Source organism: Micromonospora profundi, from assembly GCF_011927785.1.
Classification (GTDB): Bacteria; Actinomycetota; Actinomycetes; order Mycobacteriales; family Micromonosporaceae; genus Micromonospora; species Micromonospora profundi.
The window spans coordinates 5406940-5433293 of sequence record NZ_JAATJK010000001.1; the positions used below are offsets into that span (position 1 = coordinate 5406940).

Genomic DNA, 26354 nt, shown 5'->3' on the forward strand with positions numbered 1-26354 from the left:
ACACATGACAAACACCATCCGGTACGACAGCGGTGCCGACGCCATCGTCACGCTCACCCTTGACGACCCCGACCAGTCCGCGAACACAATGAACCGGGCGTACGTCGCCTCGATGAGCGCCGCGCTGGACCGGCTGGAGGCCGAGCCCGACCTCGCCGGAGTCATAGTGACGAGCGCGAAGTCGACGTTCTTCGCCGGTGGTGACCTGCCGGAGATGATCCGGGCGACCCGTGCCGAGGCGGCCGGGCTTGCCGACCTGCTCGGCACCATCAAACGGGACCTGCGCCGGCTGGAGACGCTGGGCCGGCCGGTGGTCGCCGCCGTCAACGGCTCGGCGCTCGGCGGCGGCCTGGAGATCGCGCTCGCCTGCCACCACCGGATCGCGCTGGACGCCCCCGGCTCGCGGCTCGGGCTGCCCGAGGTGACACTGGGTCTGCTGCCCGGTGCCGGCGGCGTCACCCGGACGGTACGCATGCTCGGCCTGGCCGGAGCGCTGACAACTGTGCTGCTCACCGGCCGCCGGATGCGTCCGGTCGACGCCCTGGCCGCCGGGATCGTCGACGAGGTCGTGGCCACCGAGGCGGAGATGCTGGACCGTGCCCGCGCCTGGATCGCCGCCAACCCGCGCCCGTCGCAGCCGTGGGACCGCCCGGACTACCGGATGCCCGGCGGCACACCCGCCAGCCGATCGCTTGCGGCACAACTGCCGGCCTTCCCGGCGACCCTTCGCAAGCAGCTCAAGGGTGCCCGGCTGCCCGCGCCGGAGGCGATCCTGGCCACCGCCGTCGAGGGCGCGCAGGTCGACCTGGAGACCGCGTTCACAGTGGAGACCCGGCACCTGATCGGCCTGCTCACCGGGCAGGTCGCCAAGAACATGATCGGGGCCTTCTTCTTCGACCTGAAGGCCGTCAACGGCGGTGCCGCCCGCCCGTCCGGGGTGGACGCGCCGCCGGTGCGCCGGGTGGCGGTGCTCGGGGCGGGCATGATGGGCGCCGGAATCGCGTACGCCTGTGCCAGCGCCGGCATCGACGTGGTGGTCAAGGACGTCTCCCCGGAGGCTGCCGACCGGGCCCGGGAGCACGCCGAGCGGCTGCTGGCACGCCAGGTCCGCAAGGGCCGCGCCTCGGAGGCCGATGCCCGGACCGTCCTGGAACGGATCACCACCACCGACCAGGTGGACGCCCTGGCCGGCTGCGACGCGGTCATCGAGGCGGTCTTCGAGGACCCGGCGCTGAAGCAGAAGGTGTTCGCCGAGGTGCTGCCGGTGCTGGCACCCGGCGCCCTGCTCGCCTCCAACACCTCCACACTGCCGATCACCGGGCTGGCAAACGGCGTGGACCGGCCGGCCGACTTCATCGGCATGCACTTCTTCTCCCCCGTGGACCGGATGCCTCTGCTGGAGATCGTGGTGGGCGAGCAGACCGGCGACGTCGCGCTGGCGCGGGCGTTCGACCTGGGCCGGCGGATCGGCAAGACGCCGATCGTTGTCAACGACGGGCGGGGTTTCTTCACCAGCCGGGTCATCGGCCGGTTCATCGACGAGGCTGTCGGCATGGTCGCCGAGGGCGTACCGGCAGCGTCTGTCGAGCAGGCTGCCCTCCAGGCCGGCTACCCGACCGGGCCGCTGGCGCTCGCCGACGAGGTGAGCCTCACCCTCATCCAGCGGATCCGGCGCCAGTTCGAGGCCGCCAGCGGGGACTTCCTGCCGCTTCCGGCGCACCGGCTCGTCGACGAGCTTGTCGACGCGTACGAGCGGCCGGGGCGCACGGCGGGGCGGGGCTTCTACTCCTACGACGACGGCACCCGAGGGCGGCTGTGGACAGGGCTCGCCGACCTGATCACCGACGCCGGCCGGGCGGTGCCGTTCACCGACCTTCAGGAGCGGATGCTCTTCGCCGAGGCACTGGACGCGCTGCGCTGCCTTGACGAAGGCGTGCTGCGTACCGAGACCGACGCCAACATCGGCTCGATCTTCGGCATCGGCTTCCCGGCCTGGACGGGAGGGGTGATCCGCTACGTCCGGCAGTACGCGGGCGGTCCGGCCGGCTTCGCGGCCCGTGCCAGTGAGCTGGCCTCCCGCTACGGCGACCGCTTCACGCCTCCCGCCGACCTGGAGGAGCGGCTCGCCGCCCGTACCGTCGAACCGGCTGGCGTCGCGTGACGGGCGCGGGCCCCGGCGCAGCGCCGGCGCGCGGCGGACCGCTGGCCGGGGTACGGGTGGTCGAGCTGGCGGGTCTCGCACCCGCGCCGTTCGGTTGCATGATGCTCGCCGACCTCGGCGCGGACGTCGTACGGGTGGACCGGCCGGGTGGACCGGGTGCGGGGCGGCTGGCCGCGCCGACCGGCGGGCCGTTGCAGCGGGGACGCCGGGTCACCACAGTGGACCTGAAGTCTCCGGCGGGGGTGGCGGACCTGCTGCGCCTGGCGGATGCCGCCGACGTCCTCGTCGAGGGCTACCGCCCGGGCGTCGCCGAGCGGCTGGGTTTCGGGCCGCAGACCTGCCAGGCCCGAAACCCCCGACTGGTGTACGCGCGGATGACCGGCTGGGGCCAGGACGGCCCGCTGGCGTTCCGGGCCGGGCACGACATCGACTACATCGCTGTGGCCGGGGCGTTGGAACCACTGGGCCGGGCCGGCGAGCGCCCACACGCGCCGATGAACCTGCTCGGTGACTTCGGCGGGGGCGGCATGCTGCTCGCGGTGGGCGTGCTTGCCGCGCTGCTGGAACGGGAACGCTCCGGTGTCGGCCAGGTCGTCGACGCGGCGATGGTCGACGGGTCGGCCCTGCTCACGTCGTTCCTGCACGGGATGCTCGGCTCCGGCCTGTGGGCCGCCCCGCGTGGCCGCAACATCTTCGACGGCGGCGCGCCGTTCTACGACACGTACGCCACCGCCGACGGTGGCTTCATGGCCGTGGGCGCCGTGGAGCCGGCCTTCTACGCCGTGTTGCTGACGGGTCTGGGTCTCGCCGACGAGCCGGACCTGCCCGCCCAGTACGACCCGAGCGGCTGGGACGAGTTGCACCGACGGTTCACCGAGCGGTTCGCCGAGCGGACCCGGGACGAGTGGACGGCGGTCTTCGCCGACCTGGACGCCTGCGTCGCTCCGGTCCTCGCGCCCGGTGAGGCGTACCGGCATCCGCACAATGCAGCCCGGGGCACGTTCGTCGAGGTCGGCGGTGAGATCCAGCCGGCACCGGCACCGCGCTTCGACCGGACGCCCACCGACCGGCCCGCACCGGCACCGGACCCGGAGCGCGATGCCGTGGCGGTCGACGCGATCCTCGCCGACTGGCGGTGATCCGCCCGGCTCCGTCGGGAGCCGGGCGGCGCAGGGCCTCCGGGCACGCGCGACCGCGTCCACAAGGGATTTCACGGGGCCGCGAACGTTGCGGGGTCGTTGGTACTGTCGCTCCCCGGAGGTAGGACCGCGAGTCGTAGGGGGACGACATGGCGAGTGGGATCGATCCGTCTGGCCTGAGCCGGTCACTCGAAGAGGCGATGCGCCTCCTGAGCCAGGCAGGTGCCGCCACCTCGGCCCAACCGGTGGCCGACGACGACACGACGGTGCCGACCGACGAACAGATGGTGGGCCGGGGCGTCGGCGGAGGCGGGCTCGTCGAGGCGGAGGTCGGCGCGTACGGCGGCCTTCAGAGCCTCGTGATCGACCCGAGTCTGTCCCGCGCCGGCACCACCGCTATCGCCGAGTACGTCCTGGAGGCGGTCCAGGCGGCGCAGGCCGACGAGCGCGCCCGGCGGGCCGAGCTGACAGCGGCGGCCGGCGTCGACAGCGCGGCCCTCACCGAGCAGCTCGGACGGGTCTCCGAGGACGCCTTCCGTGGGTTCCAGCGGATGATCGGCGACCTCGACGCGGCGACCCGCCGGATGGATCGGCGCTGAGCCGATGGCCAACGGGATCGAGGTGGACCTCGACGCTCTGCGTGCCGCGGCGGATTCGCTCGCGGCCACCGGCCAGCAACTCGGCGCGGCGGTAAGCGGTCTGGAGTCGACTGTCAACGGGGCTGGCAGCCCGTGGGGTGCCGACGAGGCGGGCTCCCTGTTCGGTGCCGTGTACGTCGAGGTGCTGACGCACGCGCTCGACGTGTTCCGGTCGATGGGCGACCAGTTGTTGGAGACCTCCGCGAACCTCGACCAGTCCGCCGACGCGTACGAGGCGATCGACACCGCGAACTCCGAACTCTTCACCAGGATGGAGCTGCCCAGTGGGTATGCAGCTACCTCCTGAGCTGGCCGAAGCTCTGGGCTGGGTCGGTTTCACCTGGCCGATGGCCGACGAGGAGTTGCTGTTCGAGGCGTCGCAGATGTGGTTCGCGTTTGCCGGCAAGCTGCGTACGGCTGTCGGTGAGGCGCAGGCGGGCGCGGCGAAGGTCAGCGCGACCAACCGCGGGGAGGACGTCCGCGCGTTCGAGCAGGCATGGTACGGCGAGGAGGGCGCGCCGCGCCGGATGGAGGACGGCGCGCAGGCCGCCGAACTGATCGGCATGGCGTTGCTGGTGATGGCCATCATCACCCTGACGCAGAAGATCCTGGTGATCATCCAGCTGACGATCCTCGTCGTGCAGGTGGCGATCGCGCTCGCGGCGGCAGCCCCCAGCTTCGGTGCCTCGCTGGCCCAGATCCCGGTCTCGATCGGCCTGGCCCGGATGGCGATCCAGCGGATCATCAAGGAGGTCGTCGAGCGGGTCGTCAAGGAGATCATTCCGCAGTTGCTGAAGCGGGCGAAGACACTGCTGCGCAAGTTCACCCGCAAGGGCGGTGGGCGTAAGGGCCCTGGGGGTCCCCGCGTGCCCGGCCCGCACACGACGCCCCGCTACCACCACACGCAGCCGATGCTCGACAAGTACCGCAACGAGCACCTGCCCGGCGGGCACTTCCCGACGGCGGTGCGCCGGCTCACTCCGGAGCAACTCGAAGATCACCGGGTCTTCTTCGACAGCAACGGGGTCCTGCGCAGCGCCAAGAGCGGCGAGCCGTTCGACACGGCGAGCGCCCAGACGGTGTTCAGCGGCAACGGTCAGGCCATCTTCGTGATGGACCGCAACGGCAACCTGTACGCGTCCAACTACCAGAAGGTTGGCGACTTCCACCACTCGACGCTCGGCAACGGGCAGCCGGTCGCGGCGGCGGGCGAGCTGGTCGTGAAGGACGGTATGGTCCAGTACGCCACGGCGCGCAGCGGTCATTACCAGCCCGACGTGAGCCACATGGCCAATCTCGACGCCGAGTTCAAACGCAACGGCCTGGGTGGTGTTCCGATCCTGGGCTGGGACGGCGGCAGGATCTTCTAGGGGAGCAGAGATTCATGGGTACGGACAATTGGAAGGGCCACGTCAACGGGATCCTCTACGGGATCCAGTTCGACAGGGCGCTCGACGATTCGGTGGTGACCCGTGTCGCCGACGGGGTGGTCGGCGGGCTCTATCCGGGTGACCGGGCCGAGACGCTTGACGCGCTGGACCAGGCGCTGCGCTACTCGGGCCCCCTCAACGACCAGGCCGAGACGCCCCACAGCGAGGAGAGCATCCGCGCCTTCCTGGCTCAGCTTTCCACAGCCCTGAACGCCCGTACCCCTAGCTGATCAGGAGCGCCGCGACACCAGGTCGCCCGCGGCCCTCCTGATCGCCGAGCGCCGGCGGGCCGGGCTGTTGTACCAGCTGGCGAAGAGTGCCACGGCCAGGAGCAGTTCGGCGATGTCGCCGCCGTAGTACATGAGCTGCGCGGCGGAGCGGAACGCCTCCACGTCCGGGTCGGTGAGGCCGGGAGGCAGGCTGCCGGCGTTCGCGTAGAGATATTTGGCGAGCGCGGAGTGGCCGGCCGCCGCGCCGAGCAGCGCGCCGATCCGCACGGCCAGTCCGGGACGGCGCGGCGCCGGGTCCGGCCCGGCCAGCGACCAGGCGAGCAGGTACCCGGCGGCCACGTAGTGCAGGTGCACTGCGTGGTGCAGTGTGGGCTGCCGCTCGGCCGCCGCGTACAGCGGTGTGAGCAGCACCAGGGCCAGCCCACCGGTGCTGAGCAGCGCGGCGGTGACCGGGTGGGCGATCAGGTGCAGCGGGCGGGCACGCAGCAGCCGACCCACCGCCCGGCGTACCGACGGGGGTGCGACCCGCAGCAGCAACGTCACCGGGGCGCCGAGGACCAGCCCCAGCGGGGCCAGCATGCCGAGCAGCAGATGTTGCGCCATGTGCCCGCGCGGGTCGTCGGGGAGTTGGCCCAGCGGCCCGACGGCGACGGCCAGCAGTGCGCAGCCGACCAGCCAGGCGGCGCTGCGCCGATGGTCCCACCCGCGCGGGTCGCGGAACGCCGCCAGCAGATAGCCGCCCGCCAGCAGCACGACGGGGAGCAGCGGCAGCCAGCCCGGCCCGTCCGTACCGTGTCCGCCGTGCGCGACGACCGGGAGCATCGCCGGCCCGTCCGTCCCCGGCGCGGGCCAGCCCTGCGGGCCGGCAGGGACGACTGTCACCGGGGGCCGTCGCCTGCCCGACGGGATCGGGCCGACCACACGACGGCGACGCCGGCCAGCAGCAGCACCGCGCCGGCCACGTTCCACACCACGTCGTACGGCAGCAGGTGTACGCCGTAACGGATCTGGTGCACGCGGAACACCTTGTGGTCGACCAGCCCGTCGAAGAGTTGGAACCCTCCGGCGCCGAGCAGGAAGCCGCCCCACGTCAGCCGGGTCGACAGTGCGCGCCGTCGGCGCAGGTCGGCGAACCAGAAGAAGCCCCCGACCAGAGCGATCAGCTCGGCGGCGTGCAGCAGCCCGTCCGAGAGCAGCGCGATCGACGGGGTGGACCGGTCGTAGAAGTGGTGCCAGCCCAGCAACTGATGGAAGACGATCTCGTCCACCGCCGCCATGATCGCAATGCCGATCAGGACGCCGGCGAGCGTGGAGGAACGACCGTCCGGCACGTCGACGGTGCGCCTCCTCGGCAGGCTGGAACCGACCACGACACACCTCACATCCACGTCGGTGCGGAAATACCCCGGACCGGCCGATCCATGCCCACCGGAGCCGATGCGGCGGGCGACATCCCCCGTTTCGTGTCACCGGCACGGCTCGCGGCATGATCATGGAGCTGGGCGGGCGTACGCCTCGTCGGCAGCGGAACCAGAGAAGGAGGTGCCCCGTGCCGGACGCGGACGAACTGGTCGCCAACGCGCTCGCGGCGGTGCGCGGCACCGACGTACGGCTGGCCGAACGGCAGCTGGACCACCTGATGGTCGGCACCGGCGCGACGGACGGCACCACGGCGGTCGACGCCGCTCTGCTGCGTCGCCTGGTCCGTGGCGTGGCGCGACTCTGGCCGCGTGGTTGGCAGCCGGTCGACGTGGACCGGATCACCAGCCGGCGGCTGGACGCGCGTGCCGCCCGGCTGGTCCGTGACGCGATGGCCGCGCAGCGGCGCGACCAGGCCGAACCGGTTCCGGCGTGGTGGGACGAGCAGTTGCGCGAGCTGGCCGCCGAGGCGCGGTCGGACAACGACCGAGGCGTGCTGGCCGCCTGGTCGGCGCGGGAAGGGCTGGACCGGGCCGACGCCCTGCGCACGGCCGTGGACGCCCTCGCACTTGTGGAGAGCCTGCCGCCGATCGCGGTGCTGCGCCCGCCACCCGGCTCGGCCGGTGCCGCGACGGCCCGACCTGCGGGTACGGCACGCAGCGGGTCGCCGATGCTCGACCGGGTACGGGCGCTGCTGGCCAAAGCCGAGTCGACAACCTTCCCGGCCGAGGCGGAGGCGCTTACCGGCAAGGCGCAGGAGTTGATCGCCCGGCACAGCATCGACGAGGCGCTGCTGGCCGCCGGGGCGGATCGCGGCGACGTGCCCGGCGGGGTACGCCTGAGCACCGACGCCCCGTACGCGGGTGCGAAGGCGCTGCTGGTGCAGGAGGTCGCCGCGGCGAACCGGTGCGAGGCGGTCTGGTCCGACGATCTCGGGTTCACCACGGTGCTGGGTTGGCCCGCCGATCTGCTGGCGGTGGAGGTGCTCTACACCTCGCTGCTGGTCCAGGCGACCAGTGCGATGCTGCGGGGGCGTGCCGAGCGCCGGGCGGGGTCGGGTCGGCGGACGAAGGTGTGGGACGAGTCGTTCCTCAACGCGTTCGCGCTGCGGATCGGCGAGCGGCTGCGGGCGGCCACCGACGCGGCAACCGACGCGGCGGACCAGGCGGCTGCGCAGACGGCCGGGGCGGAACGGCTGTTGCCGGTGCTCGCCGCGCGGGGTGAGGCGGTCCGCGAGCGGCTGGACACCCTGTTCCCGGGCGTCACCAGGCACCGGCTCAGCGCCCGGGACGCCGAGGGTTGGTCGTCGGGCACCTCGGCCGCCGACCGGGCGTCGCTTGATGTCGGCGGCGGCAGGAAGCCCCGACAGGTGCCGGGCCGGCCCGATCCGCGCTGACCGCCCCGGCGTGGGACCGCCACCGCCGGGATTTTCTGCGATTTTCTTCGGTACGCGGTAGGGAACGGGGCGACGACTCCGACCCTCCGGTGAGCCGCACCCCGTCCGGGGCGCGACCGAGGCTTGAGGAGCATCGCCGTGAAGTACATGCTGCTGATCTGGAACCGGCCCGGCTTCACCGAGGAGCTTTCCGAGGAGGACCGCACCGCCCTGTTCGGCGAGGTCGACGAGATCATGAAGGAGCTGGCCGAGAGCGGCGAGTGGGTCGCCGGCCAGGCGCTGGCCGACCCGTCGCAGACGTTGACCGTCCGGGCCGTGGGCGGCAAACCCGAGATCGTCGACGGGCCGTTCATGGAGAGCAAGGAACAGTTCGCCGGTTACCTGACCGTCGACTGCGACAGCCCGCAGCGGGCCGCCGAGATCGCCGCCCGCTGGCCGGACGTCCGCTTCGGCGGCGTCATGGAGGTCCGCCCGATCATGGACGAGGCCGGGACGGAGATGTGACCGGGGACCGGACGGTCGAGGATCTGCTGCGCGCGCTCACGCCGCAGGTCCTCGGCCTGCTGGTCCGCCGGCACGGCCAGTTCGACAGGTGCGAGGACGCGGTCCAGGAGGCACTGCTCGCCGCTGCGACACAGTGGCCCGAGCAGGGCGTACCGGACAACCCCCGCGGGTGGTTGCTCACCGTCGCCACCCGCCGGCTCACCGACGAGTGGCGCAGCGACAGCGCCCGTCGGACCCGCGAGGTGGCGGTGGCGCTGCGTGAGCCGGCGTACGCCGCAATGGCGCGGGCGGCCGACTCGGAGCCGGCGGTGGCGGACTCCGACGACACCCTCACTCTGCTGTTCCTCTGCTGCCATCCGGCGCTTGCCGGTTCGGCGCAGGTGGCGCTCACCCTCCGGGCTGTCGGCGGTCTGAGTACGGCCCAGATCGCTCGGGCGCACCTGGTGCCGGAGGCGACGATGAGCCAGCGGATCCGCCGGGCCAAGCAGCGGATCGAGGCCGCCGGTGCCCGGTTCACGATGCCCGCGCCGGGTGAGCGGGACGAGCGGCTGCGCACTGTGCTCCGGGTGCTCTATCTGATCTTCAACGAGGGATACACCGCGTCCAGTGGCCCGGACCTGCACCGGGCCGAGCTGACCGGCGAGGCGATCCGGCTGGCCCGCATCCTGCACGGGTTGCTGCCCGACGACGGCGAGGTGGCCGGATTGCTGGCGTTGATGCTGCTCACCGACGCGCACCGGGCGGCCCGGCTCGGCCCGGACGGGGAATTGGTGCCGCTGGCCGAGCAGGACCGCACCCGATGGGACGCGACAGCCATCGCGGAGGGGGTCACCCTGATCACCGAGGCGTTGACCTGGTCGCCGCCCGGCCCGTACCAGCTCCAGGCGGCCATCGCGGCCGTGCACGCCGAGGCGCCGACGGCGGCGGAGACGGACTGGCGGCAGATCGTCGCGTTGTACCGGCTGCTGGCCCGGATCGCGCCGAACCCGATGGTCACCCTCAACCAGTCGGTGGCGGTGGCCATGGCCGACGGACCACGGGCCGGGCTCGCCCTGCTCACGCAGTTGGACGCCGACGAGCGCACCGCCGGGCACCACCGGCTCGCCGCAGTCCGGGGGCACCTGCTGGAGATGGCCGGTGAGCCCGGCGCGGCGCGGGACGCGTACCTGGCGGCGGCACGCGGCACCACGAGCCTGCCCGAGCAGCGCTATCTGGAGTTGAAGGCCGCGAGAATGACCCCGCCGCGATGAGTCCGCCGAGGGGCTGCCCGTCCCATCGTGCTTGCCACGCCGCCGTGGCCGCCCCCTTGGTACCTGTTGTAGGGCCCTGTCGAGCTGCCCCAAATCTGGGGCATGTCGCCGCTGGAGTGGAGGAGGCCGCCCGGCCCATTGGTGGGGCAGCTCCGTGGAGGGAGTCGCCGGCCCATTGGTGGGGCAGCTCGGTGGAGGGAGTCGCCCGCCCGATTGGTGGGGCAGCTCGGTGGAGGGAGTCGCCCGCCCGATTGGTGGGGCAGCTCGGTGGAGGGAGTCGCCCGCCCGATTGGTGGGGCAGCTCGGTGGAGGGAGTCGCCCGCCCGATTGGTGGGGCAGCTCGACAGGGCTCGCAAACATCTGGGGGCGCGGCGTTGCTCTGGTGGAGGGTCTCCCGCCCCATTGGTGGGCAGCTCGACAGGGCCCGCATGGGTATGGGCGGCCAACTTGCGGTGGGTCGGCGCGAGGAGCAGTCGACATCGGCGCTCAGGCGGATCCACGGCGGCGGGTTGCGGGCGACCGTGTCCCGGATACGCGATCAGGGCGCTATGCGGGCGCCCGCCGACGCGACAGAAGCCAACACGTCGCTCTAGGTGTGCTGTCCAGGGACGTTAATCAACCTGGTGATGGGTGGTAGGCCGCCGGTGGCGATGTGGGGTCGGTGGTGATTGTAGTGATGCAGAAAGGCCGGTAAGGCCTACCTGCGGGCTTGTTCGGAGTTGTAGAAGCGGCCGAACCGAAAGGACATGAGCATGGTGATCAGTCAGCTGTCGATCTCGCTCGACGGGTACGTGGCCGGGCCGGAGCAGAGTCTGCAGGACCCGCTGGGTCGGGGAGGTCTCCAACTGCACGAGTGGGTCTTCGGCCTGGACACCTGGCGGGCCCAGCACGGGCTGACCGGCGGCGAACGGAACATCGACGCCGAGGTCGTCGACGAGATGACCCGCGACATCGGCGCGTACATCATGGGTCGGCGGATGTTCGGCGGCGGTGGGGGTGACTGGGACGAGTCGTGGCAGGGCTGGTGGGGCGACGAACCCCCGTTCCGTACCCCGGTGTTCGTGCTCAGCCACCACCCCCGGACGCCGCTGGTGATGAACGGCGGCACGGAGTTCCGATTCGTCACCGACGGAATCGAGTCGGCGCTGCGGCAGGCGCGGGAGGCGGCGGGCGACCGGCGGGTGGCGATCGCGGGTGGGGCGAGCACCGTACGGCAGTACCTGGCCGCCGGGCTGATCGACACCCTGCAACTGCACCTGGTGCCGATCATCCTCGGAGGCGGCGAGAAGCTTCTCGACGGTCTCGATTCTCTGCGCCTGGAGCAGATGGCGGTGGTGGCCGGGCCGACCGTCACGCACGTGACCTACCGGGTCCTGCGCTAACCGGGTTTCGGTCTGGCGCGGACGTGCGCGCGTTCGCCCTGCTTGCCGATCAGGCTGAGGAACTCCACGGGACCGGCGCTTGTGGCACCGAACCAGTGCGGGGTACGGGTGTCAAACTCGGCGGCCTCCCCGGGCTTGAGGATGAGGTTGTGTTCGCCGAGCACCAGGCGCAGCGTGCCGTTGAGGACGAAGACCCAGTCGTAGCCCTCGTGGGTGCGCAGGTCGGGTTCCCGGTCGTCGGCACCGGCGGGGAGAACGAACTTGTACGCCTGGATGCCGCCGGGCCTGCGGGTCAGGGGCAGGACCGTCGATCCGTCGCCGTTGGCGATGGGCCGCAGGTTGATGCGGGGGTCGCCGGTCGGTGGCGCGTTGACGAGTTCGTCGAGGGTCACGCCGTGGACCCGAGCGAGCGGAAGGAGTTGTTCGAGCGTCGGGCGTCGTAGGCCGGCTTCGAGCCTGGAGAGCGTGCTCGCGGAGATGCCGGTCTCCTCGGCGAGGTCGGTGAGCGTGAGGTCGCGGCGGAGCCGAAGGTGCTTGAGTCTCGGACCGACCGCGTCGAGCGTGTCGGCCGGATGCTCGTCCATGCCGCCGATTTTGCCATTCGGCAAGAACCTTTGCGGGCCACTCCGACTCCGGTCACAGTTCGCTTGTGACGCGCGAAGGAGCAGCCAGATGAGCGAGCAGCACGATTTCGACAGGGCCTACTGGGAGCGACGCTGGCAGGAGGGCCATCATGGCGGTGCCGTTGGCACGAGCGACCCGCACCCGTACCTGGCCGAGGAGACCTCCGGGCTGACGCCGGGCACGGCACTGGACGCCGGGTGCGGCACCGGCACGGAGGCGATCTGGCTCGCCTCGCACGGCTGGCAGGTCACCGCCGTCGACATCGCATCGGCTGCCCTCGCCGTCGCCGCCGAACGCGCGACGGCAAGCGGGGTGTCCGAGCGGGTGCGATGGGTGGAGGCGGACCTGACGGCGTGGGCTCCGGAGGCGCGCTTCGACCTGGTGGCGACGCACTACGCGCACTCGGCGATGCCGCAGTTGGCCTTCTACGACCGCATCTCCACCTGGGTGGCGCCCGGCGGCACCCTCCTGATCGTCGGGCACCTGCACGCACCCGGCGCCACCGGGCACGGGCACCACCCACCCGCGGAGGCATCGGTCACCCTTGCCGACATCATCGCCGGCCTGGACAGCACCACCTGGGAGATCCTCACCGCCGAGGAGCACCACCGCACGGTCACCGGCCCGGGGGGCCAGGAGAAGACGCTTCACGACGTCGTCGTACGCGCCACCCGGCGGTCGTGAGCACGCCTGCGGGAGAGGGCCGGACACACAGCACGCCGGGCCGGTGAATGATCACCGGCCCGGCGTGCGGGTTACGTCGTACGTCAGCTCTTGAAAGCGTCCTTGATCTTCTCGCCGGCCTGCTTGAGCTTGGCCGTGGACTGGTCGGCGCGACCCTCGGCCTCCAAGCGCTCGTTGTCGGTGGCCCGACCGGCGCCTTCCTTCAGCTTGCCGGCCGCGTTCTCGCTAGTGTTGTTGATCTTGTCGTCGATACCCATGTCAACCTCCATTGCGAGTGTCGCTTCGCCACCAGAAGTACCCCGGGCATCTCCGGTCCAACCATTACCGCCGTCACAGATCACCGGCGGCCGAGCGGAACCGGCGCAGGCGCAGGCTGTTGGCCACCACGAACACCGAGGACAGCGCCATCGTGGCACCGGCGATCATCGGGTTGAGCAGGCCGGCGGCGGCCAGCGGCAGAGCCGCCACGTTGTAGCCGAACGCCCAGAACAGGTTGCCCCGGATGATGCCGAGCGTGCGCCGGGCCAGCCGGATGGCGTCCACCGCCGCGTCCAGGTCACCCCGGACCAGTGTGAGGTCGGACGCCTCGATCGCCACGTCGGTGCCGGTGCCCATTGCCAGACCGAGGTCGGCCTGGGCCAGCGCCGGGGCGTCGTTGACCCCGTCACCGACCATCGCCACCGAGCGCCCCTCGGCCTGGAGCCGCTTGATCACGTCGACCTTGCCGGCCGGCAGCACCTCGGCGATCGCCTCGTCGATGCCCACCTCGGCGGCGACAGCGCGGGCCACAGTGGTGTTGTCCCCGGTCAGCAGGACGGGGGTGAGCCCCAGGTCACGCAGCCGGGCCACGGCCGCCCGGCTGGTCGGCCGGACCATGTCGGCGACCGCGAGCACGCCCCGGGCCCGCCCGTCCCAGCCGGCGACGATCGCCGTACGACCGGCGGCCTCCGCCTCGGTGACTGCCCATTCGATCTCCGGCGGTACGTCGAGCCCGCGCTCGCGCAGCAGCCGAGGCCGCCCGATAAGCAGGACCCGACCGTCGACCGTCCCGGTGACGCCAAGTCCTTCGAGGTTGGCGAAGTCGGTCACCGGGGGCAGCACGCCGGCCTCGGCGGCACCGGCGGCGACCGCACGGGCGATCGGGTGCTCCGAGGCGGCCTCCACCGCCCCGGCGAGCCGGAGCAACTCGGCGCGGTCGTCGCCGCTGGCCGGCACCACGTCCACGAGCGTCATCCGGCCGGTCGTCACGGTGCCGGTCTTGTCCAGCACCACGGTGTCGACCCGGCGGGTCGACTCCAGCACCTCCGGTCCCTTGATCAGCACGCCGAGTTGGGCGCCCCGGCCGGTGCCGACGAGCAGGGCGGTCGGGGTGGCCAGGCCCAGCGCGCAGGGGCAGGCGATGATCAGCACGGCGACGGCTGCGGTGAACGCGGCGGTCGGGCCGGCGCCGGTGCCGAGCCACCAGCCGAGCGTGCCGACCGCGAGGGTGATGACGATCGGCACGAAGACACCGGAGATCCGGTCGGCGAGCCGCTGCACGGCCGCCTTGCCGCTCTGCGCCTGCTCGACCAGGTCGGCCATCCGGGCGAGCTGGGTGTCCCCGCCGACCCGGATGGCGGTGACGACAAGGCGTCCGCCCGCGTTGATCGTGGCACCGACCACGCCGTCACCCGGGCCGACCTCGACCGGCACCGACTCACCGGTGAGCATGCTGGCGTCGACGGCGGAGGTGCCCTCGTCGACAACCCCGTCGGTGGCGATCTTCTCACCCGGGCGGACCACGAACCGGTCACCGACGGCGAGCTGCTCCACAGGGATCCGGGTCTCCACCCCGTCCCGCAGCACCGCCACGTCCCGGGCGCCGAGTTCGAGAAGCGCGCGCAGGGCTGCCCCGGCGGTCCGCTTGGACCGTGCCTCGAAGTAGCGGCCGGCCAGGATGAACACTGTCACCCCTGCGGCCGCCTCCAGGTAGATGTTGCCGGCGCCGTCGCTGCGGGTGATGTCGAAGCGGAACGGATGCGTCATCCCCGGCATCCCGGCGTCGCCGAGGAAGAGCGCCCACAGCGACCAGCCGAACGCGGCAAGGGTGCCGAGCGACACCAGAGTGTCCATCGTCGCCGCGCCGTGCCGCAGGTTGGTCCAGGCTGCCCGGTGGAACGGCAACCCACCCCACACCACCACCGGGGCGGCCAGAACCAGCGACAGCCACTGCCAGTAGTCGAACTGCCAGGGCGGCACCATTGCCAGCACGATCACCGGCACGGTGAGCACCGCGGAGACCCACAGCCGGGTACGCGGCCCCTTCAGCGGGTCGACCGGCTCCTCGGTGGCGGCGGGCGGCGACGGCACAGCGGCCGTGTAGCCGGTCTTCTGCACGGTCTCGATCAGGTCGTCAGGTGTGACAGCGTCGGCGTACCGGACGGTGGCCTTCTCGGTGGCGTAGTTGACTGTGGCGCTGACCCCGTCCATCCGGTTCAGCTTCTTCTCGATCCGGGCGGCACAGGCGGCGCAGGTCATCCCGCCGATGGCCAGCTCGATCCGGTTCGGCGCCTCGGGCAGCGGTCTACTGGTGGTGGTCATCGTCCGTCCCGTCAGTTGTGCCCGTGACCGGGGGTGCCGTGGTCGGCCGGCGCGGATCCGCTCGGGGTGGGCTCGGCGCCGGTCGTCGGGGCGTCCGCCGTCGGGGTGCCGGCGACGACTGTGAACTCGGCGGTGTGCACCCGACCGCCGTGCCGGAAGTCCAGGTAGAGCCGGTAGCTGCCGACCGACGGCACCTCGGCGAGGAATGTGACATCCGGGCCGGGGCGGGTCCGCCCGTCGCCGGGCGCTCCCTCCGGGTGGACGTGCAGGTACGCCAGGTCGCCCCGGCGCAGCGCCACCAGATGCCCGTACGCGCCCAGGTAGGGCTCCAGGTCGGTGACCGGCTGGCCGTCCCGGCTGACGGTGAGTGTGAGTGGTGAGGTGCGGCCGGGCTGCGGCTCACCGGCCAGCGTGACCGTGTAGCCGTCGACGGTGGTGCTGGTGGCCGGGGCGGGCAGGGGGCGCTCGGTCAGCGCGCCGGGGACTGTCACGTCCACTCCGAGGGTCAGCGGTTCACCGCCGGTCGGGGTGAAGTCGGCGAACGCCCGCCACTGCCCGGGGCCTGCCAGCGGGGTGTCGACCCGCCAGGTGCCGTCCGGTGCGAGGTCGGGGTGGACGTGGCGGAAGCCGGACAGGTCCCGCCGGGCCACGATCAGGTGCATGCGCTTGTCGTGCGCCACGTCGTACCGGGTGACCGGCTGGCCGTCCGGCCCGGTGACCCGGAAGGCGAATTCGCCGGCCGGGGCGGCGACCGGTTCGAGGGTGTAGCCACGGTCGGAGACGAGCAGGCCGCCGGGCAGCCCGGCCGCCTCGTCGTGCCCACCCTGCTCGGTGGGGTCCGAGGCGTGTGCGGCACCGCCGTCGTGGCGGCTCTCGGCGACCGGGGCGGCCGGGTCAGCGACCCGGCCGATCCCGTACGCCGCGCCGAAGACCGCCGCGAGACCGAGGGCGAAGCCGCCCAGTCTGGTGACCGTGTTCATCGCACGCCTTTCGATCACGCCTCGACGAGGTCGTAACCGGCCTCGTCGACGGCGGCCCGGATGTCCTCGACAGCCACCGGCTGCTCACTGCTGACGGTGACCTGGCCGCTGGCGAGGTCGACCTGGACGTCGTGCACGCCCGCGATGGCACCCACCTCGGAGCTGACCGCGCTGACGCAGTGCCCGCAGGTCATGCCCTTCACCTGGTACGTCGTGCTGACCATCGAACGAACTCCCTCCGTCACCTCCGACCATATACCCCCCGGGGGTAAGTCGAAGGCGGACCCGTGCGTTTGTGATGTACCGGTACCCGGTGGGGGTATCAGCGAGAGCGACAGTACCATACCCCCCAGGGGTAAGCTATCCTGGTCGCCATGACCACACCGACCCCGATCCGCGGGTACACCGCCAGCAAGGACCAGCTGCTCACCCGGCTCCGCCGTGTCGAGGGGCAGGTCCGGGGCATCGAGAAGATGGTCGACGAGGACCGGTACTGCATCGACGTGCTCACGCAGATCTCCGCGATCCAGGCCGCACTCGACAAGGTGGCGTTGGGCCTGCTCGACGGGCACGCCCGGCACTGCATGCACGAGGGTGCCGCCGAGGGCCGGGCCGACGAGATGGCCACCGAGATGATGGCGGCGGTCGGACGACTCATGAAGCGCGGCTGACGGTCCTCAGCCCGCTACCGGCCCTCAGCCCGCTGCCGGCCCTCAGCCCGCCGCTGGCCCTCAGTCCGCTGCCGGCCCGAGCCTGACCCGGCGCAGCAACTGTGCGTTGAGCGCCACCACGATGGTGGACGCCGACATCAGCAGCGCGGCAACCGCCGGGCTCAACGCCACACCGGCCCCCGCCAGCACTCCCGCTGCCAGCGGCAACGCCACCACGTTGTAGCCGGCCGCCCAGGCGAGGTTCTGCCGCATCTTCCGGTACGACGCCCGGGACAGGCGGACCACGGCACCCACCCCACGCGGGTCCGAGGACGCCAGCACCACCCCGGCGGACTCGATCGCGACGTCAGTGCCCGCACCGATGGCGATGCCCACGTCCGCACGCGCCAACGCCGGCGCATCGTTCACCCCGTCGCCGACCATCGCCACTGTCAACCCCCGCCGCTGGAGTTCGGCCACCCGGCTGTCCTTCTCCGCAGGCAGCACCTCGGCGAAAACCTCGTCGACTCCGGGCCGGAAGCCGAGTTCCGCCGCGACCGCCTCCGCCACCGGACGGGCGTCACCAGTGATCATGGCGATCGTCCGGACACCCTCGGCGCGCAGCTCGTCGATGGCCCGACGGGCCTCCGGACGTACCTCGTCGGTAAGCGCGAACGCGCCGAGCACGGTCTCCGGCAGCCGTACCAGATGCAGCACCGCCGCACCTCGCGTCGACCACCGCCCGGTCGCCTCCTCCACGTCCGCCGGAAGCGACAGTCCCCGTTCCCGCAGCAGCGCCGGCCCGCCCACCGCGTACTCCGCGCCGTCGATGGTGGCCTGCACTCCACGGCCCGGCAGCGACCGGAATCCGGCAGCCGGAGCCGGGCCGGCGCGACCGGCCGCCGACACGATCGCGCGGGCCAACGGATGTTCACTGTCGGACTCGACGCCCGCCGCGATGCGCAGCACCTCGTCCCGGTCGGTGCCCGGTGCCACCACCACGTCGGTGACCACGTGCTCGCCCCGGGTCAGGGTGCCGGTCTTGTCGAAGAGCACCGCGCCCACCGTGCGCATACGCTCCAACGCCAACCGGTCCTTGACGAGGATCCCGGACCGCGCGGCCAGCGCGGTCGACAGCGCGACGACCAGGGGGATGGCCAGCCCGAGCGCGTGCGGGCAGGCGATCACCAGGACGGTGACCGCGCGGATCACCGCCTCGTCGGGCCGGCCGAGCGCCGTCCAGACCAGCACTGTCAGCACGGCCGTGCCGGTGGCCACGTAGAACAGCGCGGCGGCGAACCGGTCGGCAAGCAGTTGCGCGCGGCCACCGGAGGCCTGCGCCTGCGCGACCATCCGCTGGATGCCGGCGAGCGCGGTCTGCTCGCCGAGCGCCTCGACGCGTACCCGGATCGCCGAGTCGGTGGCCACGGTGCCGGCCACCACCCGGTCGCCCGCCGACCGCGCGACCGGCCGCGACTCGCCGGTGATCATCGATTCGTCGAGCTCCGCGCTGCCGTCGACGATTCGACCGTCCGCCGGCACCCGACCCCCCGGGCGGACCAGCACCACGTCGTCCACCCGCAGGTCGGTCACCGGCACCGCCTCGACCTGCCCGTCCGTGGCCACCCGCTCGGCCTCGTCCGGCAGCAGCGCGGCCAGTGCCGCGAGTGCGCCCCGGGCCTGCCCGATGGCCTTCATCTCCTGCCAGTGCCCGAGCAGCATGATGGTGACCAGCGCTGCCAACTCCCACCAGAAGTCCAGGTCGAAGGCACCCACGCTGGTAGCCAGCGACGCGGTGTAGGCCACTGTGATCGCCATCGCGATCAGCAGCATCATGCCCGGCGCCCGGTCCCGCACCTCCCGGACCGCGCCCACCAGGAACGGCCAGCCACCCCACCAGAACACCACCGAGCCGAGCACCGGGCCCAGCCAGGACCGGCCGGGGAAGTCCCAGCTCAGACCCAACTGATCCGATACGAGCTGACTGGTCACCACCACCGGGATGGTGAGCACCAGGCAGACCCAGAAGCGGCGACGGAACATCGCCGGATCGTGCCCGGCGTGCTTGTCATGCCCGGCGTGCATGTTCTGCCCGGCGTGCTTGTCATGCCCGGCGTGCTTGTCATGCCCGGTGTGTGCGGCGGGGATGCCGTGCCGCTTGCGGTCGGGGTCGGGCGGTGACAGAGGCGGCATGCCTCAAACATGCCCGGCCGAGGGCTGCCGCGCGAGCGGTTCGCTTATCCGACACCCCGTCACGATCTGCCGCCCCGATACGGGCTGGATAGCATCTCCCAGGATGAGCCTCCATACGCCGCCACGCAGTCAGGCTGCGACGCCACCATGTCGTGGCGTCGCTTCCCGTCGACCGGGCCGGACGTTGACCGTCCGTGATCGGACGATCGCCGGGCGACGATCCGGCGCGCTTCCCGCGGCGTTTCCCCCGTCGACGGTGAACCGACCGCTCCGCTGACACGTACTTCGCACCGGATCGTTGGGAGTCTCGCATTGGGTTCCGACCACAGCCATTCCGCGCCACCCGCCCCGCCGCGGGTGCGACGGATCCTCGTCGCGACGGTGGTGCCGCTCTTCGTGGCCACCGTCCTCGCGGCGGTGGTGCTCTGGCCACGGGACGGGTCGCCGCAGACCGATGGCGGGGCGGACGTGCCGCGGTACCACGGCACCGTGACCCGGGTGGTTACCGAACCCTGCCCGCCGGCGCCGACACCCGAGGGCGGCCCGTCGGCCGGACCCTGCGGCACGGTGGACGTCCGCGTCGAGGACGGGCCGAACGCCGGCCAGCAGGTCCAGACCCCGATTCCCGCCGGGCCGGGCGCACCCCGGGTCGAGGTCGGCGACGACGTCATAATGGTCGAGCTGACCGACCCGACCGATCCCGCCGCCAGCAGTTGGAACATCGCCGAGCACCAGCGGGGAACGCCGCTGCTGTGGCTGGCGGTGGTCTTCGCCGCCGCGATCGTCGCGTTCGGCCGGTGGCGGGGCCTCGCCGCGCTGGCGGGGCTGGCGGCCAGCTTCGCCATCCTGCTCACCTTCGTGCTGCCGGGCATCGCCGCCGGTGGGTCACCGCTGCTGGTGGCGGTGGTCGGCGCCGCGCTCATCATGTTCGTGGTGCTCTATCTGACCCACGGGGTCACCGCACAGACCTCGGTCGCGGTCCTCGGCACCCTGGGGAGCCTGATCCTCACCGGCGTGCTCGCCACCATCGCCACGGCCGCCACCAACCTGACCGGCTTCGGCAGCGAGGACGCCACCACACTGTCGATGTTCCAGGCCGACGTGGACCTGCACGGCCTGCTGCTCGCCGGAATCATCATCGGCTCACTCGGCGTACTCGACGACGTGACTGTCACCCAGGCCGCCACCGTCACCGAGCTGGCGAACGCCAACCCGGGGCTGAGCCGGTTGCAGCTCTACCGGGCGGCCACGCGGGTCGGACGCGCCCACATCGCCTCCACGGTCAACACCATCGTCCTGGCGTACGCGGGCGCCTCGCTGCCGCTGCTGCTCCTGCTCACCGCCGACACACGACCCATCACACAGATCCTGACAAGCGAGTTCCTGGCGCAGGAGATCGTCCGCAGCGCGGTCGCCACGCTCGGCCTGATCGCCGCCGTACCGCTTACCACCGGGCTGGCCGCCCTGGTGACCGCCGCCGGGTCGACCCCGACCGGCGACGCGCCCCGGCCGCGACCGGAGCGAGCCGACGTACTGGCCGCCCTCAGCCGTCCACGCGCGGGCCGGCCCGACCCCGAGCACACCCCACCCCCATCCACCGCCACCGACCAGTGGCCAGAGCCGGACAGGAGCACGAAGACGGCATGGTGACACTCCTCAGCGTGACCAGATCGGGCCCTCGCCCCGACGACAGCAGCACTGGTCACTCAACGCCATGGCGATATGACGCTTTTGGTGGGCATCCAGGCGTAGCTCACCCGGCCGACTCTCGGGTAACCTCGCTGCCGGTTACCGATGAAGGCGCGAAGCGGCGCCTGCGGTGCCACCGCCCAATCGCCAACCGGCGAGCCGGGGACCCAGGTACCTGGGGTGAATCCGCGCCAGCGGTAGGGGCCACTTCCGTCCCGAACCCGTCAGCTAACCCGGTCGGCGGTCGACGGAAGGGAACATTGTGACGGCACCCCTACGCCGCTGGTTGACACCTGTGGTGGCCGTGATCGCCGCACTGACCGTGCTCGCCGGGCCCGTACCGGCCCATGCCGCCCCCACGACCCCCACCCCGTCCGGGCACGAGGAGGACGGCGAGCCGAAGCTGCTCAACGACGTCATCGAGCAGGCCAACCGCGACTACTCCGCGGCAAAGTCCAAGCTGGACAAATCCAAGAAGCGACAGCTGGAGTTGGCGATCGAGGTCGAGCGGGCCAGGGCCGACCTGGACGCGTTGGAACCGCAGGTCGCGCAGATCGCCGCCCAGTCGTACCGCACCGGCCGCGTCGGCGCGATGGCGATGCTGCTGGACAGCACCGCCCCCGACACCTTCGTCAAGCGGGCCGCGGCGCTCGACGAGCTCAACATGGTCAACGAGAAGAAGCTCGCCGAGGTCAACGCGGTCAAGTCCCGCGCCGAGCAGGCCAAGCTGGCCCTCGACACGGAGGTCCGCGAGCAGCAGAAGCAGACAGCCCTGATGGCCAAGCGCAAGAGCGAGGCGGACAAGGCGCTCTCCCTCGTCGGCGGCAAGGGCTTCACAGGCGGTCTCGTGGACGCCACCTCGCCGGTCGCGAGGATCGGCCCGGGTCGCACCGCCGACGGCGACTGGAAGCCGCAGTCGTGCAGCGAGGACGACCCGACCACCTCCGGCTGCGTCACACCACGCACCCTGCACGCCTACAAGGAGGTCAGGCGGGCCGGCTTCACCCGGTTCGTCGGCTGCTACCGCCCCGGCGGGCCGTGGGAGCACCCGAAGGGCCGCGCCTGCGACTGGTCGCTTCAGAAGAGCGGCTTCTCCCCGTGGCACAACGAGGACACCCGCAAGTACGGCAACAACGTCGCCGCGTTCCTCATCCGCAACGCCGACCGACTCGGCATCTACTACGTGATCTGGAACCGGCAGATCTGGTTCCCGGCGACCGGGTGGAGCTCGTACAGCGGACCGTCGAACCACACCGACCACGTCCACATGTCACTGCTCTGACGGCACGTACCGCAGACGAGGGCCGCCCCGCAGCACGCGGGGCGGCCCTCGTCGCACGTGGCGGGTCGGCGGTCCGGGTCCTGTCAGGCGGCGGCGGTCGCGGCCGGGCCGTCCTGGACGCTCGGCACGTCGAGGGTCGCGGCGCCGACCGGCACGGCGGTCACCGGACGCACCCCACCGATGGCCAGGCGGTACGACATTCCCACCACCGCGCAACGGCCCTGCTCCACCGCCTCGGCCAGTACCGGCGACTGTCCGAGCAGCGTCTCGACAGTCTGCGCGATGTGGATGTCGACGATGCCGTCGATGTCGTCCACACCCTCGGTCGTGGCGCGCCGCAGGCTGGGCAGCACCGCGTCGACCACCGCGCGCAGGTGCCCCACGGGTGCGGTGCCGGTGGTGGCCGCCTCGCGGGCCGCCTGGACGGCACCGCAGGAGTCGTGACCGAGCACCACCACCAGCGGGGTGCCGAGCACTGTCACCGCGTACTCCACGCTGCCCAGCACCTCCGGGCCCACGATGTGCCCGGCCGTACGGACCACGAAGAGGTCACCCAGGCCCCGATCGAAGATGATCTCGGCAGCCAGCCGGGAGTCGGAACAGCCGACGATCACCGCGAACGGGTGCTGCCCGTCGGCCACAGCGGCCCGGTGTTCGGCGCCCTGGTTGGGGTGGCGTGGAGCACCGCTGACGAAGCGCCGGTTACCGTCGGCCAGCTCGGCGTACGCCCGTGACGGCTCGGTGAGCGCCGGTGCCTGATCGGTGGCCCGCTGCGGACCCGGCTGCCTACCGGGCATTGCGGAAAGGCTCATCCCCGCACCTCGTCTCCATGCATTTGACCTGCTCAACCCGCACGTCGACCGGCCCGGCGGCGGGCGCTGGCTCGGGCTCCACGTTCACACGCACCAGAAGATGCGTCAAGATATGCGTGATATAGATTTCATACGTTGGCCCGGCTCGACCCGCCTGCGACAGGCGCGAGGCGAGGGCGGGCAACCGGAGAGGCGGTCCCACGATGGCGAGCACGGCGACAGCCGACGGCAGCACAGGCAGCGGCCGGAACTGGACATTCCTCACCAACCACGGGCATGTGCTGCTGTCCATCGCCCGCGATCCCACCGCTCGGCTGCGGGACGTGGCGGCCGAGGTCGGCGTCACCGAACGCGCCGCCCAGGCCATCGTCGCCGACCTAGAGGCGGGCGGTTACCTGCACCGCACGCGGGTCGGGCGCCGCAACGAGTACACCCTCAACCCGGCCGGCCGGTTCCGGCACCCCGCCGAGGCGTACCGCCAGGTCGGTGACCTGCTCGCGCTCTTCGCCGAAGCGCCAACCGAGGACGCCGCACACCAGCCGTGACCGATCCCCGCCGGGACGCTGCCCGATGCGGCACGGCGGTAATCTCTGCGGGTGCGCCAAAGCCTGCCGTCCAGCGCGACCACGGGATTACGCCGTGGCGTTCGAGCAGTCCTCAGTGGAACGCTGGTGGCCCTGCTCGGCACCGCCCTGGTGGTCCCCGCCTCCCCCGCCGTCGCGGCACCGCCCACCTGCGGCCCGGCCGGGGAGGACGGCCTGGTGGAGATCCCGTGGGGGCTGCGCCGACTGGACCCGGCGTCGGCCTGGCCCCTCTCCCGGGGCGCCGGAGTGACGGTCGCGGTGATCGACTCCGGGGTGTCCGCCATCCACCCCCTGCTCAAGGGTCAGGTCCTCGCGGGGCGCGACTTCAACGGTCTGCCCGCCAACCAGGGCCAGTGCGACCTTGTCGGTCACGGCACGATGGTGGCCGGCATCATCGCCGGCCGGGACGGCACCGGGGCACCCTTCAGCGGCATCGCCCCGGGGGCCCGCATCCTGCCGATCCGGGTCCTGCCGGATGCCAAGGGCACAAACGACGAAGCCCTACCGGGGCAGATCGCCTCGGCCATCGACTGGGCTGTCGACAACGGCGCCGACGTGATCAACCTCTCCCTGGTGACACTGCCCCGCCCCGAGCTGGCGAAGGCCGTCGAACGCGCCCTCGCCAAGCGGGTCGTGCTGGTCGCCGCAGCCGGAAACCGGCAGGAGCAGCAGGAGGACAAACCGGCCTACCCCGCCGCGTATCCCGGGGTGATCGCTGTCGCCGGTGTGGACGAGCAGGGCGGCCACGTGGGCACCTCGGTCAGCGGCGCGTACGTCGACGTCGCCGCGCCAGGGTTGAACATCGTCGGCCCGGCACCGGGCGGGGCCGGCTACCGCGCCGAGCCGACGGGCGGCACAAGCTTCGCCGCCGCGTACGTCTCCGGCGTCGCCGCGCTGGTCCGATCCGCCCACCCGGACCTCACACCGGAACAGGTCGCCGAACGGCTGGAACGAACCGCTGACAACCCGCCGGACGGGCACAACGCGGAGGTCGGCTTCGGCGTGGTCAACCCGTACCGGGCGGTGTCGAGCCTGCTGGGCACCCGCTCGGACCCGCCGCCCGACGCGCTCCCGGCCCCCGACAACGCGGCAGACCCGCTGAGCTGGCAACGCACCGTCGCGCTCTGGGCCGCCGTCGTCGGCGGTCTGCTCGCCGGGCTGCTGCTTATCGCGCGACCGATCGTGGCGCGGGGCCGCCGACGCGGCTGGCGCCCCGGCCGACGTCCCGACACGCCGGTCACCGGCTGAACGACGTCCATCAGCTGTCCCGGAGCGAGTAGACCACCGTGTCGCCGGCCACTGGCCGGCGTCGAACAGGAAACGGTGCCGATGCGGTCAACCGCATCGGCACCGTCGCGTCCAGACGTTCAGCGCAGGATGCCGGAGGTTCCCCCGCCGTCGGCACCCCACACGTCCTCGTCCTCCTCCAGCCACGTGTTGCGTGAGGTGTCGTCCTCGCCGTAGCCGGCACCGCCGCCCATCCCGGCCATCCCGCCGGCACCTCTGGCACCCGCGCCCCGACCGGCCGCACCGGCACCCGCCGCGCCGCGACCGGCACCGCCCCGACCGGCACCGCCGCCACCAGCGGCGACGCCGCCCATTCCGGGCATCATCCCGCCGCCCGGCTTGCCGCCCGCGCCGAGCCGGCCGCCCGCGCCCCGGCCTCCGCCGCGACCGGCGCCCGCCGCACCGCCGCCGCCCATCATCGGGCCCATGCCCGGGGAGACCGCTCGGCCGAGCGCGCCACCTCCGGCGAGCACGCCGCCGCCTGCCCCGGCGCTGCCCAGACCGCCGCCGCCACCGCCACCGCCGGCGCCGAGGCCTGCGGAACCGAGGCCACCACCGCCAGAGCCGAGACCGGGCACGCCGCCGCCGGCACCCGCGAGGCCGCTGCTGTACTCCTCGTCGAGACCGCCCGTGCCGGGGACACCACCGACACCTGGGTAGCCGCCCGTGCCGGGCTCGCCCGAGAAGGCCGGGTGGATGCCGGAACCGACGGGCAGGTTGCCCGTCTCCGGTACCAGGCTCGCCCCGCTGATCGAGGGCTTGGCGCCCAGACCACCGCCGGGCCCGCCGCCGCCGATGTTCGGCACGCCACCGACACCGCCGCCGCCACCACCGCCACCACCCAGATTCGGTTGCTGACGGGTCGGGTCCGCGGTGTCACCGGGCAAGGCATTACCGGGGGTGTTCGGGGCGATGGTCTGGTACTCGCCGCTGACCCGCTGATAGACCTCGGCAGCGTCCTTGGACTGGTCGTTGATCCAGTCGGCGACGGCACTCACCGGGTCGAGCCAGCCGAGGAAGTCCGGCGAGACCTTGGCCTCGAAGAAACCGACCCCGATGGTCAGCTTGGCGTTGCGCGCCTCCAGGACGTCGTTGACGCAGGTCGCCGGGATCGGGAAGTCCCGCTGGGCGGCGCTGAGGCTGTCGGCGGCGGCCTTGAGCGACTGGACGATGCCGCCGCCCTTCTCGGTGTCCGCCACGAGCTGACCCGTGTCCTTGGCGATCAGCTCGACGTGACCCTTGAACTCCTCGTACGCCGGACCTTTCCAGGTCGCGCCCAGGTCCTTGATGTTGGCTTCAAGGCTCTGCTTGACGTTGTTGAGGTTCTTGATCAGCTGTTCCCAACCGAGCGCCGCGCTCTCCACGTCACCAGGCCGGCCGTCAATGACGACCTTCTGGCACATCTCTTCCCAGCTCAGAGCCATTTGCCGTCCTCCCCGT

The 26354-nt window shown here is 72.1% G+C and carries 26 protein-coding genes and 1 riboswitch; of the genes, 16 read left to right on the plus strand and 10 right to left on the minus strand.

Going from position 1 to position 26354, the window contains the following annotated elements:
- Positions 1–4: 4 nt before the first annotated feature.
- From F4558_RS23930 to F4558_RS23955, 6 genes are all read left to right on the plus strand, one after another.
- Positions 5–2161 carry a 3-hydroxyacyl-CoA dehydrogenase NAD-binding domain-containing protein gene (locus F4558_RS23930; RefSeq protein WP_167946047.1) on the plus strand — a complete coding sequence of 719 codons (2157 nt, stop codon included), beginning with the start codon at positions 5–7 and terminating at the stop codon, positions 2159–2161.
- On the plus strand, positions 2158–3300 hold the full coding sequence (locus tag F4558_RS23935) for a CaiB/BaiF CoA transferase family protein (RefSeq protein ID WP_167946049.1): 1143 nt from the start codon (positions 2158–2160) through the stop codon (positions 3298–3300). Before F4558_RS23930 ends, F4558_RS23935 begins: the two co-directional genes overlap by 4 nt.
- A 149-nt stretch (positions 3301–3449) precedes the next feature.
- The gene (locus F4558_RS23940) at positions 3450–3899 is read left to right on the plus strand and encodes a YbaB/EbfC family nucleoid-associated protein (protein WP_167946051.1); all 450 of its coding nucleotides are present in this window, start codon (positions 3450–3452) and stop codon (positions 3897–3899) included.
- Between the two features lie 4 nt (positions 3900–3903).
- Positions 3904–4245 (plus strand): WXG100 family type VII secretion target, encoded by a 342-nt coding sequence (locus tag F4558_RS23945; RefSeq protein ID WP_053658951.1) that lies wholly within the window; start codon positions 3904–3906, stop codon positions 4243–4245.
- On the plus strand, positions 4229–5308 hold the full coding sequence (locus F4558_RS23950; protein ID WP_446685550.1) for an IQM protein middle domain-containing protein: 1080 nt from the start codon (positions 4229–4231) through the stop codon (positions 5306–5308). The genes F4558_RS23945 and F4558_RS23950 overlap by 17 nt, the downstream gene beginning before the upstream one ends.
- 14 nt (positions 5309–5322) lie before the next feature.
- Entirely contained in the window at positions 5323–5598 is a 276-nt protein-coding gene (locus F4558_RS23955) for a hypothetical protein (RefSeq protein WP_053658947.1), read from the plus strand.
- On the opposite strand, the gene F4558_RS23960 is transcribed toward F4558_RS23955, so the two are convergent.
- On the minus strand, positions 5599–6480 hold the full coding sequence (locus tag F4558_RS23960) for a cytochrome c oxidase assembly protein (protein WP_312877390.1): 882 nt from the start codon (positions 6478–6480) through the stop codon (positions 5599–5601).
- Complete coding sequence (locus F4558_RS23965; RefSeq protein ID WP_312877391.1) at positions 6477–6968, minus strand: DUF2243 domain-containing protein; 492 nt, start codon at positions 6966–6968, stop codon at positions 6477–6479. The genes F4558_RS23960 and F4558_RS23965 overlap by 4 nt, the downstream gene beginning before the upstream one ends.
- Before the next feature lie 179 nt (positions 6969–7147).
- Between F4558_RS23965 and F4558_RS23970 the strand changes: the two genes are divergently transcribed.
- The 4 genes from F4558_RS23970 to F4558_RS23985 all read left to right on the plus strand — a co-directional run bounded on the left by F4558_RS23970 (position 7148) and on the right by F4558_RS23985 (position 11549).
- Positions 7148–8413: a DUF2786 domain-containing protein gene (locus tag F4558_RS23970; protein WP_053658945.1), complete on the plus strand. Its 1266-nt coding sequence runs from the start codon at positions 7148–7150 to the stop codon at positions 8411–8413.
- A gap of 147 nt (positions 8414–8560) precedes the next feature.
- On the plus strand, positions 8561–8917 hold the full coding sequence (locus tag F4558_RS23975; RefSeq protein WP_209274626.1) for a YciI family protein: 357 nt from the start codon (positions 8561–8563) through the stop codon (positions 8915–8917).
- Positions 8914–10167, plus strand: a complete 1254-nt coding sequence (locus F4558_RS23980) for an RNA polymerase sigma factor (RefSeq protein ID WP_167946055.1) — start codon at positions 8914–8916, stop codon at positions 10165–10167. The genes F4558_RS23975 and F4558_RS23980 overlap by 4 nt, the downstream gene beginning before the upstream one ends.
- 752 nt (positions 10168–10919) lie before the next feature.
- Positions 10920–11549 carry a dihydrofolate reductase family protein gene (locus F4558_RS23985; RefSeq protein WP_245241358.1) on the plus strand — a complete coding sequence of 210 codons (630 nt, stop codon included), beginning with the start codon at positions 10920–10922 and terminating at the stop codon, positions 11547–11549.
- On the opposite strand, the gene F4558_RS23990 is transcribed toward F4558_RS23985, so the two are convergent.
- Positions 11546–12133 (minus strand): helix-turn-helix domain-containing protein, encoded by a 588-nt coding sequence (locus tag F4558_RS23990; RefSeq protein ID WP_053658938.1) that lies wholly within the window; start codon positions 12131–12133, stop codon positions 11546–11548. The genes F4558_RS23985 and F4558_RS23990 overlap by 4 nt on opposite strands.
- A gap of 88 nt (positions 12134–12221) precedes the next feature.
- Between F4558_RS23990 and F4558_RS23995 the strand changes: the two genes are divergently transcribed.
- Positions 12222–12857 (plus strand): class I SAM-dependent methyltransferase, encoded by a 636-nt coding sequence (locus F4558_RS23995; protein WP_167946059.1) that lies wholly within the window; start codon positions 12222–12224, stop codon positions 12855–12857.
- Between the two features lie 83 nt (positions 12858–12940).
- Here the strand turns inward: F4558_RS23995 and F4558_RS24000 are convergent, their stop codons facing one another.
- The 4 genes from F4558_RS24000 to F4558_RS24015 form a co-directional block, all read right to left on the minus strand.
- Positions 12941–13114 (minus strand): CsbD family protein, encoded by a 174-nt coding sequence (locus F4558_RS24000; protein ID WP_053659429.1) that lies wholly within the window; start codon positions 13112–13114, stop codon positions 12941–12943.
- Positions 13115–13187: 73 nt separating this feature from the next.
- On the minus strand, positions 13188–15437 hold the full coding sequence (locus F4558_RS24005; RefSeq protein ID WP_167946060.1) for a heavy metal translocating P-type ATPase: 2250 nt from the start codon (positions 15435–15437) through the stop codon (positions 13188–13190).
- A gap of 11 nt (positions 15438–15448) precedes the next feature.
- The gene (locus tag F4558_RS24010) at positions 15449–16417 is read right to left on the minus strand and encodes a DUF8832 domain-containing protein (RefSeq protein ID WP_167946061.1); all 969 of its coding nucleotides are present in this window, start codon (positions 16415–16417) and stop codon (positions 15449–15451) included.
- Positions 16418–16431: 14 nt separating this feature from the next.
- Positions 16432–16641 carry a heavy-metal-associated domain-containing protein gene (locus F4558_RS24015; RefSeq protein ID WP_053658930.1) on the minus strand — a complete coding sequence of 70 codons (210 nt, stop codon included), beginning with the start codon at positions 16639–16641 and terminating at the stop codon, positions 16432–16434.
- A 150-nt stretch (positions 16642–16791) separates the two neighbouring features.
- On the opposite strand from F4558_RS24015, the gene F4558_RS24020 reads away from it, so the two are divergent.
- Positions 16792–17088 carry a metal-sensitive transcriptional regulator gene (locus tag F4558_RS24020; protein WP_053658928.1) on the plus strand — a complete coding sequence of 99 codons (297 nt, stop codon included), beginning with the start codon at positions 16792–16794 and terminating at the stop codon, positions 17086–17088.
- Positions 17089–17148: 60 nt separating this feature from the next.
- Here the strand turns inward: F4558_RS24020 and F4558_RS24025 are convergent, their stop codons facing one another.
- Complete coding sequence (locus F4558_RS24025; protein ID WP_167946062.1) at positions 17149–19260, minus strand: heavy metal translocating P-type ATPase; 2112 nt, start codon at positions 19258–19260, stop codon at positions 17149–17151.
- A 312-nt stretch (positions 19261–19572) separates the two neighbouring features.
- Between F4558_RS24025 and F4558_RS24030 the strand changes: the two genes are divergently transcribed.
- Together F4558_RS24030 and F4558_RS24035 are read left to right on the plus strand one after the other, a co-directional pair.
- Positions 19573–20910, plus strand: coding sequence for a YibE/F family protein (locus tag F4558_RS24030; RefSeq protein WP_167946063.1), 1338 nt, complete (start codon positions 19573–19575; stop codon positions 20908–20910).
- Positions 20911–21076: 166 nt separating this feature from the next.
- Positions 21077–21207: riboswitch (cyclic di-AMP (ydaO/yuaA leader) on the plus strand.
- Positions 21208–21211: 4 nt separating this feature from the next.
- Complete coding sequence (locus tag F4558_RS24035) at positions 21212–22231, plus strand: coiled-coil domain-containing protein (RefSeq protein ID WP_053658923.1); 1020 nt, start codon at positions 21212–21214, stop codon at positions 22229–22231.
- A gap of 83 nt (positions 22232–22314) precedes the next feature.
- Here F4558_RS24035 and F4558_RS24040 read toward each other — a convergent pair whose 3' ends face one another.
- On the minus strand, positions 22315–23043 hold the full coding sequence (locus F4558_RS24040) for a carbonic anhydrase (RefSeq protein WP_167946064.1): 729 nt from the start codon (positions 23041–23043) through the stop codon (positions 22315–22317).
- A 203-nt stretch (positions 23044–23246) separates the two neighbouring features.
- On the opposite strand from F4558_RS24040, the gene F4558_RS24045 reads away from it, so the two are divergent.
- Both F4558_RS24045 and mycP read left to right on the plus strand, forming a co-directional pair.
- On the plus strand, positions 23247–23588 hold the full coding sequence (locus F4558_RS24045; protein WP_167946065.1) for a helix-turn-helix transcriptional regulator: 342 nt from the start codon (positions 23247–23249) through the stop codon (positions 23586–23588).
- A 126-nt stretch (positions 23589–23714) separates the two neighbouring features.
- A complete protein-coding gene (gene mycP, locus F4558_RS24050; protein ID WP_231640163.1) occupies positions 23715–24875 on the plus strand; it encodes a type VII secretion-associated serine protease mycosin in 1161 nt (386 codons plus the stop codon).
- 119 nt (positions 24876–24994) lie between these two features.
- Here mycP and F4558_RS24055 read toward each other — a convergent pair whose 3' ends face one another.
- Entirely contained in the window at positions 24995–26338 is a 1344-nt protein-coding gene (locus F4558_RS24055; protein ID WP_167946066.1) for a WXG100 family type VII secretion target, read from the minus strand.
- Between the last annotated feature and the right edge of the window lie 16 nt (positions 26339–26354).